Origin of the sequence: Micromonospora sp. NPDC023633 (assembly GCF_040640035.1) — a bacterium.
In the GTDB taxonomy this organism is placed as follows: Bacteria; Actinomycetota; Actinomycetes; order Mycobacteriales; family Micromonosporaceae; genus Micromonospora.
Window position 1 is genome coordinate 24,128 of sequence record NZ_JBFABB010000070.1, and the last position, 12,544, is coordinate 36,671.

At 76.3% G+C, this 12,544-nt stretch carries 13 protein-coding genes and 1 pseudogene; 5 read left to right on the plus strand and 9 right to left on the minus strand.

What is annotated here, in order from left to right; genetic code table 11:
* Positions 1–279 precede the first annotated feature (279 nt).
* Genes AB0G13_RS21475 through AB0G13_RS21485 form a run of 3 tightly spaced genes read right to left on the minus strand, consistent with a single transcriptional unit; the run spans position 280 to position 3,874 of the window.
* Positions 280–2,298: a sulfatase-like hydrolase/transferase gene (locus AB0G13_RS21475; protein ID WP_357876757.1), complete on the minus strand. Its 2,019-nt coding sequence runs from the start codon at positions 2,296–2,298 to the stop codon at positions 280–282.
* On the minus strand, positions 2,291–3,715 hold the full coding sequence (locus AB0G13_RS21480) for a class I SAM-dependent methyltransferase (protein WP_357876759.1): 1,425 nt from the start codon (positions 3,713–3,715) through the stop codon (positions 2,291–2,293). The genes AB0G13_RS21475 and AB0G13_RS21480 overlap by 8 nt, the downstream gene beginning before the upstream one ends.
* A 9-nt stretch (positions 3,716–3,724) precedes the next feature.
* A complete protein-coding gene (locus AB0G13_RS21485; RefSeq protein WP_165947858.1) occupies positions 3,725–3,874 on the minus strand; it encodes a hypothetical protein in 150 nt (49 codons plus the stop codon).
* 189 nt (positions 3,875–4,063) lie between these two features.
* Here AB0G13_RS21485 and AB0G13_RS21490 point away from each other — a divergent pair, with 189 nt between their 5' ends.
* Positions 4,064–4,459, plus strand: coding sequence for a VOC family protein (locus AB0G13_RS21490; protein WP_357876761.1), 396 nt, complete (start codon positions 4,064–4,066; stop codon positions 4,457–4,459).
* Between the two features lie 31 nt (positions 4,460–4,490).
* Here the strand turns inward: AB0G13_RS21490 and AB0G13_RS21495 are convergent.
* The 3 genes and pseudogenes from AB0G13_RS21495 to AB0G13_RS21505 all read right to left on the minus strand — a co-directional run.
* A pseudogene (locus AB0G13_RS21495) lies at positions 4,491–4,598 on the minus strand (transcriptional regulator); the annotation flags it as partial.
* A gap of 68 nt (positions 4,599–4,666) precedes the next feature.
* Entirely contained in the window at positions 4,667–5,371 is a 705-nt protein-coding gene (locus AB0G13_RS21500; protein WP_357876763.1) for a hypothetical protein, read from the minus strand.
* A 24-nt stretch (positions 5,372–5,395) separates the two neighbouring features.
* Complete coding sequence (locus AB0G13_RS21505; RefSeq protein WP_357876765.1) at positions 5,396–6,082, minus strand: helix-turn-helix transcriptional regulator; 687 nt, start codon at positions 6,080–6,082, stop codon at positions 5,396–5,398.
* A 37-nt stretch (positions 6,083–6,119) separates the two neighbouring features.
* On the opposite strand from AB0G13_RS21505, the gene AB0G13_RS21510 reads away from it, so the two are divergent.
* Entirely contained in the window at positions 6,120–6,971 is an 852-nt protein-coding gene (locus tag AB0G13_RS21510; RefSeq protein WP_357876767.1) for an arginase family protein, read from the plus strand.
* Between the two features lie 73 nt (positions 6,972–7,044).
* On the opposite strand, the gene AB0G13_RS21515 is transcribed toward AB0G13_RS21510, so the two are convergent.
* The 3 genes from AB0G13_RS21515 to AB0G13_RS21525 all read right to left on the minus strand — a co-directional run bounded on the left by AB0G13_RS21515 (position 7,045) and on the right by AB0G13_RS21525 (position 9,630).
* A complete protein-coding gene (locus tag AB0G13_RS21515; RefSeq protein ID WP_357876769.1) occupies positions 7,045–8,541 on the minus strand; it encodes a HAMP domain-containing sensor histidine kinase in 1,497 nt (498 codons plus the stop codon).
* Complete coding sequence (locus AB0G13_RS21520) at positions 8,519–9,265, minus strand: response regulator transcription factor (RefSeq protein WP_357876771.1); 747 nt, start codon at positions 9,263–9,265, stop codon at positions 8,519–8,521. Before AB0G13_RS21520 ends, AB0G13_RS21515 begins: the two co-directional genes overlap by 23 nt.
* A gap of 131 nt (positions 9,266–9,396) precedes the next feature.
* Positions 9,397–9,630, minus strand: coding sequence for a hypothetical protein (locus AB0G13_RS21525; protein WP_357876773.1), 234 nt, complete (start codon positions 9,628–9,630; stop codon positions 9,397–9,399).
* 172 nt (positions 9,631–9,802) lie between these two features.
* Between AB0G13_RS21525 and AB0G13_RS21530 the strand changes: the two genes are divergently transcribed.
* The 3 genes from AB0G13_RS21530 (at position 9,803) to AB0G13_RS21540 (ending at position 12,453) form a co-directional block, all read left to right on the plus strand.
* The gene (locus tag AB0G13_RS21530) at positions 9,803–10,750 is read left to right on the plus strand and encodes a serine/threonine-protein kinase (RefSeq protein WP_357876775.1); all 948 of its coding nucleotides are present in this window, start codon (positions 9,803–9,805) and stop codon (positions 10,748–10,750) included.
* Between the two features lie 122 nt (positions 10,751–10,872).
* Positions 10,873–11,301, plus strand: a complete 429-nt coding sequence (locus tag AB0G13_RS21535) for an OsmC family protein (RefSeq protein ID WP_357876777.1) — start codon at positions 10,873–10,875, stop codon at positions 11,299–11,301.
* A 306-nt stretch (positions 11,302–11,607) separates the two neighbouring features.
* The gene (locus AB0G13_RS21540; RefSeq protein ID WP_357876779.1) at positions 11,608–12,453 is read left to right on the plus strand and encodes a hypothetical protein; all 846 of its coding nucleotides are present in this window, start codon (positions 11,608–11,610) and stop codon (positions 12,451–12,453) included.
* Positions 12,454–12,544 lie beyond the last annotated feature (91 nt).

Below are 12,544 nucleotides of genomic sequence, written 5' to 3' on the forward strand. Positions count from 1 at the left end.
TTTCCCGACCAGCCAGCCGGGAAACCCGCGCAATCCGGGCGCGCCGGAGCCGACGAGGCATGGGAACGCTACGCCCACCCCCACTGCCCGCCCGCGCCCGCCCTCTCCTCGGCCAACGCCCCTGCCCCCATCCACCCCCATGGCGCCCGTCCGCCCCGCCCTCGCGCGGTGATCATGAAGTTTGCGTCTCCGGTAAACGCGTTCCCGGACGCAAACCTCATGATCGACAGCACTGGGCGCGGGGACGGCGCCGGGGGCCACGGAGGGCCGGGGGCCGGGTCAGGAGAGGGTTAGGCGGAGGAGGGTGCCGTCGGTGGCGACGCGGTAGACGTCGAGGCGGTTCGCGCCCGCGTGGAAGAGCCGGTCGTCGGCGAGCAGGGCGGCGAACCGGCGTCCCCCGGCGTCGCGGGGGACCACCGGGACGACCGCGCCGACCCGGCCGTTGACGGCGATCGCCAGCGACGTGCCGTCGGGTACCTCGTCGGGCACGTCGCCCCAGACGGCGGCCGGCAGCCGCCCGGTGTCCGGGTCCACCGCGCCGAACGCGGCCAGGTCCCCGACGCGGGCGGTGCCGCCCGCCGGGCGGTCGCCGACGGCGGTGCCCACCAGCGGATGGGGCGCGGGCGGCGCGACCGGGGCCGGCACGCCGCCGGCGATGGGGGTCGGCTGGCCGGGGCGGTCGTAGAAGACCTTGCCCGCGTCGGCGCGCGGGGCCTGCCGGGCGGACCGGCCGTCGACCGGCCACGGGAGCCGGACGGCCGCCTCGTCGGCGATGGTGGGCAGCAGGTCGACGTGCTGCCAGTTCCGGTCGTCGATCCGCCCGGCGCGCTGGCCGGGGGTCTTGACGAACGTCGGCACCCAGGCGACCTCGCCGGGCGCGGTCCGGATGGCGTCCATGCCCCGGCCCTGGGCGCCCGGGGTGAAGCTGACGCCGTGGTCGGCGGTGACCACCAGCAGGGCCTGGTCGTAGAGGCCGTTGGAGCGCAGCGTACGCAGGGTCTGGCCGATCAGCCGGTCGGTGTAGCCGAGCTGCGCGAGGTGCCGCCGGCGGGCCAGCTCCGCCCAGCCGTCGCCGTCGTTCGGCAGGTCCCCCGGTGCGTCGTAGCGCGCCCCCGACGGCAGGTACGCCCACGGCGAGTGCGGCATCAGCAGGTGCAGAAAGTGCAGGGTGGGTCGGGGCGCCGGCCGCAGCCCGGCGAGAAAACTGGTGAACCGGGCCGGCTGGTTGTCGTCCAGGCTGTCCCAGCGGAACTTCGGGTCCGCCGGCACCGGCTCGGCGGCGTCGATGCCCGCCTCCGCGCGGGTCCGCTCGCGGTACGAGTCCTCCGGGTCGACGCGGCTGTCGACCGGGGCGGTCACCTGGCGCAGCAGCCCGCCGGCCTGCCGGACGAGCACGCCCATCCCCTGCTCCGGGCTGACCGGCTGCTCGCAGCGGCTGGGCGGGCAGAGCCGGGTGATGCTCTCCTCGGCGCGGACGTCGTACAGTCCGCCGAGGGCGGTGAAGAGGTTGTCCGGGTACTGCGAGTAGTGCGGCGCCGCCGCCCGCTGCGGGTACCGGCCGGTGAGCATCGCCGGCAGCGCGTAGGGCGTCCAGCCGCTGACGCCGGTGGCGTTGCGGTACCAGGTGGAGCCGGCGGCCAACTCGGCGAAGTGCGGGAACCGGGCGGCGTCGATCCGCCCGTCCGGACCGAGCAGGGACACCAGGGGCAGTTCGTCGAGGACCAGCACGACCACCGGCGGGTGGTTGCCGGGCCCGGCCACCCCGGCGGCGCCGCCCTCGCCCCGGGGCAGCACCAGCGTCGAGGTGGGCGAGGCGAACACGAACAGCCCCACGAAGAGCAGCGGTCCGGCCGCGGCCAGCCGCAGCACCCGCCCGGGCGCGCGCCACCGCCGGTGCGCGGCGGCCCCGGCGGCCCCGGCCACCGCGGCGAGCAGCAGCAGCGGTACGCCCCGCAGCGGCGTGCCGTGCCGGCCGACCTGCACGGCCAGCGCGGCGAGCAACAGGCCGACCAGCAGGGTGTGCGTCGCCGACCGTGCGGTGCGTCCGGCCAGCCGGGACAGCGCGCCGAGCAGCGCCACGGCGGCGGTGGGCACCAGCGCGACCAGCGCCACCAGCAGCAGGATCTCCCCGCGGTCGGCCCGGTGGAACAGGAAGAAGTCGGGGCTGCGCCCGAGGACGTCCAGCAGCGGCTGGGTGACCACGAGCCCGGCCAGCCCCACCACCTCGGCCGTCCGGCCCAGCTCCGTACGCCAGCCGCCGGACAGCCGGTGGCCCGGCCCGGACGCCGGCTCAGCCACCCACGACCGCCGCGTAGAGCGTCCGGGTGCCCGAGGGCAGGTCGAGCCGCCGCGCGATCCGGCAGCGCGCGGCGAGCAGCCGCTCGAACTCGGCCGGCCGGTAGTCGGGGAAGAGGCCCTCGGGCTTGTTGGCCAGCAGCCGGCGGGCCATCGGGTCCTCGGGGTGGACGAACTCCACCACCACGCGGGCGCCGGGGGCGGCGAGCCCGACGAGCCAGTCCAGCACCTCGGGCAGCGGCACGTTGCGCCCGATCGCCAGGTGGTGCACCACGGCCAGGGCGAGGACCGCGTCGGCGCCGGCCCGGTCGGCGAACGAGGCCCGCTCGACGCCGCGCCAGCCGCCGCCGGGCGACGGGTCGGCGAGGTCCATCACCAGGGGCAGGATCCGCCGCTCCCCCGCCGCGCGGAGGTCCCGGTAGAGCCCGTCCACCACGCCCGGGTCCTGCTCGACCGCGACGACGTAGTCGGCGTGCCGGGCGGCGAGCCGGGCGTACCGGCCGTCGTTGGCGCCGAGGTCCAGCGCCAGGCGGGGTCGCGGCCCGCCGGCCAGCGCCTCGGTCACGAAGCGTTCCTTCGCGGCCCGGTCGTCGGCGGTGTACGCGCAGGTGCGCTGGTAGTCGACCCAGTGGCTGGCCGCCGGGCGGGGCTCCAGCCGCCGGACGAGCTTCTCGATCCCGCGCACGGTGGCCAGCGCCAGCTCGCGGGAGTAGCCGGCCGCCCGCAGCTGGGAACGGACGTCGGCGGTGCTGGCGCGGGCGTTGCGCCGCTGCATCGCGTCGTGCAGGTGCACGTGGGTGGGCACGCCGGGCAGCAGCCGCCGGGCGCCGCCGAACAGCCGGCGCATCTGGTCGGGCTCGATGCCGTCGACCCGGGCGCGCAGCCAGGGCCGGAAGTCCAGCCCGAGGTGGGCGCCGAGCAGCAGCGGGTAGAGCAGCGTCTGACAGAACTGCCGGTACCCGGCCCAGGGCTCGCCGTCGCGGGCCGGGGTGAACGAGCCGACGTCGATGAACACCGGTTCGGCGCCGCGCCACTGGAGGTTGTAGGCCGAGCCGTCCTTCGTGGTGAACCCGGCCGGCAGCGCCGCCCGCAGGATCTCCAGGTGCAGCAGCGCCGCGTCGCGGAGCATGGTGAAGGACCACTCGTACGGGTGGGAGACGAACGGGATGCGCTCGTGGCGGAGCACGGCGGCCCACCGGTCGCCCGACGGCACGGTCGGCGACTCGACCGCCTCGGTGCCGCACACCTTGCCGGCGGCCAGCAGCGGCGGGAAGAACTCGCTGGCGGTCAGCGCCCGCCACTCCCCGGCGGCCTGCTCGTCCAGCCCGCGCAGCACGTCGCCGTCGAGGTGGAAGACCCGGTTGGCGGGGTCGCGGAAGGAGCCTGGCTCGGTGCGCAGACCGGTGCGGGAGGTCACCATCGGCCGGGGTCAGCGCTGGTCGGTGGGCTGGCGGCGGAACCGGTCGACCAGTCGCCGCCAGTAGAGCTTGGCCGCCACCGCGGCGCCGGCCACCCCGCCGACCACCGCCTGCACGATCAGGCTGCCGGACCCCGCGTCCAGGTAGGCCAGGTGTTCCACCGACCGCTCCTTCCCTCGCGTCTCGAGACCGGCGTACGCAGGCAGGACCCCTTGGGGTATTTGCCCGGAAAGCCGGACTTGTCTGACACGCTACGCCGATCGTCCCGGCCGTGAAGGCCACACCGGCACTCCGTCCGCCGTCCGTTTCGTTCAAGACGCGCGCCGGGGGACGTCCCTACCGTGGGGCCCATGACACCGACACTCGACCTCATCGGGATGGTCACCAGCGACCTGTCCCGTTCCCTCGCCTTCTACCGGCGGCTCGGCCTCGACATCCCGGCCGACGCCGACACCGCGCCGCACGTGGAGGTCATCCTGCCCGGGGGCCTCCGGCTGGCCTGGGACACCGCCGACACCGTCCGCGCGTTCGACCCGGACTGGCGGCCCGGGGGCGGCGGCGGGGCCAGCCTCGCCTTCCGGTGTGCCGACCCGGCCGAGGTGGACCGGCTCTACGCGGAGCTGGTGGCGGAGGGCCACGAGGGCCACCTGCCCCCGTGGGACGCCTTCTGGGGCCAGCGGTACGCGGTGGTGCGCGACCCGGACGGCAACGGCGTGGACCTGTTCGCCCCGCTCCCCCGGGCCTGACCGCGTATCAGGTCGGCGTGGGCCGGGCGAGGAGGTTGCCGGCGGTCAGGTCCAGCTGGGTACGCAGGAAGCGGAACTCGACCCGGCGGGCCTCGTGCGCGATGGTGAGGATGCCGAGCCGGACCTGTTGGTGCACCACGTCGTCGAGCTCGGTGACCGGATGGGCGGGTGTGGTCCCGTCCGACGCCGAGGCGTCGAGGGGGCCGGTCACCGGTGCCGCCGCAGCCGTTGCGCCAGCACGAAGCCGGCGCCGCCCAGCAGCAGCACGCCGCCGCTGATGATGAGCATCGGCGCGTCGTGCCAGCGGCCGCCCCAGTGGGCTCCCCAGCCGAAGTCGACCGGCACCAGCACCACCGTCAGGTACCCGAGGGCGAACACCAGCAGCGCGGGATGCCGCTCCAGCCAGGCCAGCACCAGCAGGGCCAGCCCGATCCCGCCGATCGGAGTGAGCAGCCGGAACAGGACCCGGACGAAAGCGGGCGGGTCGAGGAGCTGAGGGTCGGGAACGATCCACGCACCCGCGCCGGCCGCGAGGGCGGCGAACAGCACGACCGTGAGCGCGACACCGGTGAGCACGTACGGTCGCACCCGGGCGTCCACTGCCCGGGCCCGGGCGACCCGCAGGTAGCCGCCGGCGATCACCACGTACGCCAGGGAGAGCGCCGCCAGCCAGTAGAGCTGCGGGACCGGTTCCCAGATCCTGCACACCTGATCGCCGCCCACCGCCCGGCAGTCGCTGACGACCGTGGGACCCCACCCGGAAACCGGAATCGCGCCGAAGGTCGCCACGGCCAGCACCAGCAGCGGCAGCCACGTCACCCGCTGGGCCAGACGAACCCGGCGCGCCAGGCCCCGCGCCTCGGCCAGGAGCCGGCGGGGATCGCCGCCGGCAGGAACCACATCTGAAGTCATGCCAATAGGTCTCCATAGCCACGCTCAGCGGGGCAGCAGGGCGGTCGGCGGCACCCCGGCCAGGTCGCGTACGTCCCGGGTCAGGTGGGCCTGGTCGGCGTAGCCGCAGCGGGCCGCCACCTCGGCCAGCGGGGTGCCGGCGCGGGCCAGCGCCAGCGCGCGCCGCATCCGCAGGATCCGGGCCAGGGTCTTCGGGCCGTACCCGAACAGGTGCCGACACCGGCGGTGCAGGGCGCGCGGGTCGAGGCCGACCCCGGCGGCGGTCGCGGTCACGGTGGTGCCGGCGGCCAGCGCGGCGGGCACCCGGGCGCCGAGCGGATCGGGCCCGCCGGCCGCCCGCAGCCGTCGCGCGGCGATCTGCGTGAGCACGTCGGCCGGGGCCGTCTCCGCCCGCTCGGCCAGCCGGGCGACGTCCCGCCCGCCCCACAGCTCGGCCAGGGGCACCCGCCGGTCGCGCAGCTCGATCGCCGGTACGCCGAGCACCGCCGGGCCGGTGCCCGGCGGCAGCCGCAGCCCCACCCAGCGCTCCGCCGGCCCGCCGCCGCTGAGGTGGGCGGTGCGGTCCGGCCCGGCCACCACGAGCCCGAGACGGCTCGACCAGAGCAGGTCGACGCAGCCGTCGGGGAGCACCCTGGTCGGCGCGGCGCCCGCTGTCGTGGCGCTGGTCCAGAGCACCGCGCCGGCGAACCCGGCCGGACGTTCCCGGTACATGCCGCCCAGCCTGCCACGCTCGGGCTAGCCTCCGGGTGTGCGATGGTCGGTGCTGGACGCTCCCCTCGACTCCTCCGGACGCGGCCGGGGCGAGCACCGCGCGCCCGCCGCGCTGCGGGCCGCCGGGCTGCTGGGCCGGCTGGGCGTGGCCGACGCCGGCGGGGTCGACGCCCTGATCACCGACCCGGTCCGGGATCCGGAGACCGGGGTGATCGGCGTCGACCAGGTGCGCCGCGCCGCCCGCGCGACCGCCGTCCGGGTGACGACCCTGATCGGCACGGGGCGCCACCCGCTGGTGCTCGGTGGCGACTGCGCGATCCTGCCGGGCATCCTGCAGGGGCTGCCCGCCGGCTTCGACCTGTGGTTTCTCGACGCCCACCTCGACTTCGAGGACGGCCGCACCTCGCCCACGGGCGAGGCGGCGGACATGGACCTGTCGATCGTCACCGACCACGGCCCGGCGGGGGTCCTCGACCGGGAGGGGCCGCTGGTCGACCCCGACCAGGTGTACGTGCTCGGCCACCGGCCGCTCGACCGGGCCACGGAGGGCAGGGAGGCCTCCCGGGTCGACCCGGCCGTCCACCTGGTGCCGGCGACCCGGATCCGCGGCGCCGACGCGGCGGCGGTGGGCCGGGAGCTCGCCGTCGGTACGACGCCGGCCTGGCTGCACCTCGACCTCGACGTGCTCGACCCGCTCGTGCTGCCGGCGGTCAGCTACCCGGAGCCGGGCGGCCTGGATTGGGCCGACCTGATCGCGCTGGCCCGGCCGCTGGTGTGCTCGGGTCGGCTGCTCGGCATGAGCGTCACCGACTTCAACGCCGACGAGGACCCGGACGGGCGGCACGCCGACCGGATCGGGCAGGCCCTCGCCGAACTGCTGGCCGACTGAACGTCGACCCGCGCGCCGGCACCGGTCGTCGCCGTCGAACCGGACACGCGTCGGCCGCCCCGGCGCGGCGCGCTCACGCCTCGGTGGCGGCGCCCGGCAGCCGGACGGTGAACACGGTCCGCCCCGGCCGGCTGTCCAGCTCCACCGAGCCGTGGTGGGCCGCCACCACGGCGGCCACGATCGCCAGGCCCAGGCCGGTGCTGCCGTGCGCCCGCGACCGGGAGCTGTCGCCCCGGGAGAAACGCTCGAACACCTCGGCCCGCAGCGGCGGCGGCACGCCCGGACCGTCGTCGGCGACGCCGAGCACGGCGACGTCGCCGGCGAGCCGCAGGGTGGCGGTGACCGTGGTGCCGGCTGCGGTGTGCACCCGGGCGTTGGCCAGCAGGTTCGCCAGCACCTGGTGCAGCCGCGCCGGATCGCCGGGCACCCGGACGACGGTCTGCGGCAGGTCGAGCCGCCACCGGTGCTCCGGCCCCGCGACGTGCGCGTCGCCGAGCGCGTCCACCAGCAGGGCGGACAGGTCCACCGGCTCGACCGCGAGCGGACGGCCCGAGTCGAGCCGGGCGAGCAGCAGCAGGTCGTCGACGAGTCGGGTCATCCGGGCGCTCTCGGACTCGACCCGGCGCAGCGCGTGGGCCACGTCGGGCGGCACCTCGGCCCGGCCGCGCCGGGCGACCTCGGCGTACCCCCGGATGGCCGCCAGCGGGGTGCGCAGCTCGTGGCTGGCGTCGGCGACGAACTGGCGCACCCGGGTCTCGCTGGCCTGGCGGGCGGCGAGCGCGGCGCCGACGTGCCCCAGCATCCGGTTCAGCGCCGCGCCCACCTGCCCGACCTCGGTGCGCGGGTCGGTGTCGGCGGCCGGGACCCGCACCGACAGCGCCACCTCGCCGCAGTCCAGGGGCAGCTCGCTGACCCGGCCTGCGGTGGCGGCCACCCGGCGCAGCGGGCGCAGGGTCGCCCGCACGACCAGGGCACCGGCCCCGCCGGCGACGAGCAGCCCCACGGTCGCCACGCCGGCCTGCGCGGCGACCATCCACCAGACGGTCTCCGACACGCCCGACAGCGGCAGGCCGAGCACCCGCACGGTGCCGCCGGGAAGCTGGCGTGCCACCACCCGGTAGTCGCCGCGCCCGCCCAGCTCGCGGGTGCGGGGCCGGCCGTCCGTGGGCAGGTCGGCGAGGCCGGTCAGGTTTTCGGCGGGGACGGCGCGTTCCTCCCGGCCGGCCAGGGTCCAGGCCCGCACCACCCGACCGTCGACCACCTCCGCGGCGACGGTCCCCGGCGGAAGGCCCCGGGGGATCCGCGCGTCCGGCCCGCCGGTCGCGCCGGGCGGCACCTCGAAGGGCGACGGCGCGCCCCGACCGGGACCCGTCCGCATCGGCGTCAACTGCTCGTCGACCCGGTCGATCAGGAACTGCCGCAGCGCGACCGTGGTGATCCCGCCGATGGCGAGGCTGACCAGGGCCAGCAGGGCGACCAGGATGACCACCAGGCGGGTCCGCAGCGACAGCCCGGCCAGCCGGTGGCGGAGCCGGCCAGCGGAGCGCTCACTCCGCCGGTCGGAGGACATACCCCGCGCCGCGCAGCGTGTGGATCATGGGCTTCCGGCCCGCGTCGATCTTCTTCCGCAGGTACGAGATGTACAGCTCCACCACGTTGGCCTGACCGCCGAAGTCGTAGTGCCAGACCCGGTCGAGGATCTGCGCCTTGCTGAGCACCCGGCGTGGGTTGCGCATGAGGTAGCGCAGCAGCTCGAACTCGGTGGCGGTGAGGGTGATCGGCCGGCCGTCGCGGCGCACCTCGTGGCTGTCCTCGTCGAGGCTGAGGTCGCCGACCGTGAGCACCGCGTCCGGGCGGGCGGCGACGGCGAAGCCCGAGCGGCGCAGCAGCGCCCGCAGCCGGGCGATCACCTCCTCCAAGCTGAACGGCTTGGTGACGTAGTCGTCGCCGCCGACGGTCAGCCCGGCGATCCGCTCCTCCACCGCGTCGCGCGCGGTCAGGAAGAGCACCGGCACCGTCGGGGCGTGCTCACGCAGGCGGCGCAGGACCTGGAAGCCGTCCAGGTCGGGCAGCATCACGTCGAGCACGACGGCGTCCGGCTGGAACTGCCGCGCCGCGCTCAGCGCCGACGTGCCGTCGCCCGCCGTACGCACCTGCCAGCCCTCGTAGCGCAGCGCCATCGACAGCAGGTCGGCCAGGGTCGGCTCGTCGTCGACCACCAGCACCCGCACCGGCTCCCCGTCGGGGCGGCGCAGCTCGATGCGGCCCGCCCCGGCCCGCCCGTCCGTCACCATGCCCCCATGGTGGGCCGGCCCGCTGTGCCCGACCCGTGCGTCACCTGTGTCCCCGCTGTGCGTCGGCCGTCAGCACCGCCGGGCGGCCGACCGCCACGGTGGCCGCCCCGCCCGGCGTGCGGCGGCCGGTCTCATTCGGTCATTCCCACCGGGTAGGTGTGCACGAAGCGCATCGTCCAGGTGTCGCCGCCGGCGCGATGCTCGCGCTGGTAGAGGTGGTCCGGCCCGCCGGCGGTGGCCGGCCCGGCGCCGTCGGGGTGGCGCAGGATCCAGTGCGCCGGCGGGGAGCCGTCCGGCTCGGCGGGCAACGCCCGGACCAGGTCGTGGGCCGGGCCGCCGACGAAGCGTACGGTCACCTCGCTCATCCGCGCGCCCGCCTTTCCGCGTACCGCCCCCGACACCGGCCCTGGCTCGCAAGCTACCGCAGCGCAGGGCGGCGCCGCCCGGATCCGGCAGCGGTTTGCCCTGATCGGAGCCCGGGTACCGCAGCTTTGGGCGGCCCGTCGCGGGATGGGCCACGAGCACAGGGAGCGGTCGATGAGAACGCTGGACGGGCGGTACCGGCTCGAACAGCGCATCGGCATCGGCGGCATGTCGGAGGTCTGGCGGGCCCACGACGCGGTGCTGGACCGGCCGGTCGCGGTGAAGGTGATGTCCCCCGGGCAGGAGGGCCAGGACACCTCCGTGGAGCGGATCCGCGCGGAGGCCCGCTCCGCCGCCCGGCTGGTGCACCCGAACGTGGCCTTCGTGCACGACTTCGGCACCTGCGGGACGGCCCCCGAGGCACAGGTGCCCTACATCGTCATGGAGCTGGCCGAGGGCGAGACGCTGGCCGCGCACCTGCGGGCCGGGCCGCTGGACTGGCGCATCGCCGTCCGGGTCTGCGCCGAGGTGAGCGCCGCGCTGGCCGCGGCCCACGCGCACGGCATCGTGCACCGCGACGTCAAGCCGGCGAACGTGATCCTGACCCCGGCCGGCGTGAAGGTGCTCGACTTCGGCATCGCCACCCCGTCCGGCACCCCCGACCGGTCGCCGGAGGGGATGGTGGTCGGCACGCCGGCCTACCTCGCGCCGGAGCAGCTGGAACGGGCGCCCGCCACCCCGGCCGCCGACATGTACGCCCTCGGCGTCCTGCTCTACTACTGCCTGACCGGCCGGCTGCCGTACCAGGCGGGCACCACGACCCAGCTGCTCGGCGCACGCCGGCGGCAGCCGCCGCTGCCGCTGCCGGAGATCGAGGGGCTGCCGCCGGAGGTGGCCGACCTGTGCGCGAGCTGCCTGGCCGACGACCCGGCCGACCGGCCGTCCAGCCTGATGGCCGCACTGCTGCTGGCGGAGGCGGTGGACGCCCGGGTGTACGTGCCGCTGCGGCAGCCCACCCCGCCGCGGCAGCGCGGCGGGTCGATCTCGCCGTGGACCGAGCGGGCGGCGGCCGAGGTGACCGAGGCGGCCGCCCTGCCCGACTGGTCCACCCAGGCCGGCTGAACGTCCGGCGCGCCGGCGTCGTGGGCCGCCTTCGACAGCGCCCTCCGGCCTCCCGCCAACCACCTGCGGTTTCACCGCCCGGGTGCCGGGTAGCCGGGCGGGTGAGCGACGGGAGGAACGCGATGCCGGAATCGAGCTCCTGGCTGAACGAGACGGCCACCGCGACCGCCGAGGGCGGCCACGTACGCACCGACGACGGAAGCCTGTCCACTGCCCTGGCGTCCCCGCTGGCGCCGCACTGCTCGGGGCTGACCCCGGAGCAGCTGCTCGCCGCCGCGTTCGCGTCCTGCCTGCACCACGCGGCGGTCGAGGCGGCGGGCGAGATCACCGACGAGGCGCACACCGTGCAGGTACGCGCGGAGGCGAAGCTCAGGCGCGACGACGACGGCCGGTACCGGGCCGACGTGCACGCGTCCATCTCGTCCGCCGGGCTGAGCCGGCAACAGCTGGCCGAGCTGGTCGAGCACGCGGACCGGCTATGGCCCTTCTCCAGCGGCGACGGCAGCCGGCACCGGCTCACCGTGACGCCGGCGGAGAACGGCCGGCACTGACCGACCGGCGGGCGAGCCCCGGGGGCGGATCGGGTCGCCTCGGGGGCCGACCCGAGGTCGTCCGCGGGGTCGGGAACGGCCTCCACCGTTCGGTGGAGGCTCTGCCCCGTCATTCCACTCTGACTCAAGATCGACTCTTCGCCCGATAAGCCATTCCTTACCGGATATAGGCGAAGGATCCGACAAGAGGAGATGGCGGAGTTGGTGGCCCGGCGGGCGTTATCGGCCCGCAGATCGGCGCAAATTGTGGCGCATGCCACCAAGCAGGCCGATGGCAAGAGGGGCTCGCCTTTCTAGCCTCGGCGGGTGCACCACGACGACCACCCCGACCAGAAGCTGACCCAGGATCGACCGGCCACCCACCCGGACGACCCCGCCTCGACCGAACGGACGACCGGCCGTCATCGCGCTCCGGAGCGGCAGCGTCGCGGCGGCCGGGCCCTGCTCGCCTCGACACCCGTGCGGGTCGCGCTCGCCACCGGCGTGACCTGCTGCCTCGGCGTGGCCGCGTTCGCCGGCACGCGCGAGGACGCCGACGCCGCGCGGGAGCCCGTGGCCGAGGCGCTGGCCGAGCGGTCCGTCGACGACGACCGCGCCTCGCGGTCGCTGGACCGGGCCGTCTCCCCCTCCCCCACGCTCAGCCCCAGCCCGACGCCGAAGCCGACCCCCTCGGCCACCCGCAAGCCGGCCCCGCGCAAGCCGGCCCCGCCGCCCCGCCCCCGCCCGGTCGCCGGGCTCACCCAGGCGCAGATGGACAACGCCAAGGTCATCGTCGACGTGGGCGTCGAGCTGAAGATGCCCCGCCGCGCCCTGGTGGTCGCCGTGGCGACCGCGATGCAGGAGAGCCGGCTGTACAACCTCGCCAGCGACGTGCTTCCGGAGTCCAGCCGGTACCCGCACCAGGGCAGCGGCTCGGACCACGACTCGGTGGGCCTGTTCCAGCAGCGCCCGAGCAGCGGCTGGGGCACGGTACGCGAGCTGATGCGCCCGTCGTACGCCGCGCGGGCCTTCTACGAGGCGCTGCGCGACGTCCCGGGCTGGCAGCAGATGAGCGTGGCCGGCGCCGCCCAGGCCGTGCAGGTCTCGGCCTACCCCGACGCGTACGCCCAGCACGAGGAGCTGGCCGGCACGGTCGTCGCCGCGCTGACCTGACGGTGCCGGGGGCCGCGCGACCCGGACCGGCGAGGTCAGCGGATCCCGGCGCGCCCGCCCGGCGGCTCGCTGGACGCGTCGGCGCCGCCGC

What these genes read in the sequence shown, in the direction of transcription:
- AB0G13_RS21520 (WP_357876771.1), bottom strand. Translation starts at nt 9,265, where the DNA reads ATGGTGACGGACGGGCGGGCCGGGGCGGGCCGCATCGAGCTGCGCCGC.
- AB0G13_RS21500 (WP_357876763.1), bottom strand. Translation starts at nt 5,371, where the DNA reads ATGACTTCAGATGTGGTTCCTGCCGGCGGCGATCCCCGCCGGCTCCTG.
- AB0G13_RS21525 (WP_357876773.1), bottom strand. Translation starts at nt 9,630, where the DNA reads ATGAGCGAGGTGACCGTACGCTTCGTCGGCGGCCCGGCCCACGACCTG.
- AB0G13_RS21515 (WP_357876769.1), bottom strand. Translation starts at nt 8,541, where the DNA reads ATGTCCTCCGACCGGCGGAGTGAGCGCTCCGCTGGCCGGCTCCGCCAC.
- AB0G13_RS21530 (WP_357876775.1), top strand. Translation starts at nt 9,803, where the DNA reads ATGAGAACGCTGGACGGGCGGTACCGGCTCGAACAGCGCATCGGCATC.
- AB0G13_RS21480 (WP_357876759.1), bottom strand. Translation starts at nt 3,715, where the DNA reads ATGGTGACCTCCCGCACCGGTCTGCGCACCGAGCCAGGCTCCTTCCGC.
- AB0G13_RS21505 (WP_357876765.1), bottom strand. Translation starts at nt 6,082, where the DNA reads ATGTACCGGGAACGTCCGGCCGGGTTCGCCGGCGCGGTGCTCTGGACC.
- AB0G13_RS21490 (WP_357876761.1), top strand. Translation starts at nt 4,064, where the DNA reads ATGACACCGACACTCGACCTCATCGGGATGGTCACCAGCGACCTGTCC.
- AB0G13_RS21535 (WP_357876777.1), top strand. Translation starts at nt 10,873, where the DNA reads ATGCCGGAATCGAGCTCCTGGCTGAACGAGACGGCCACCGCGACCGCC.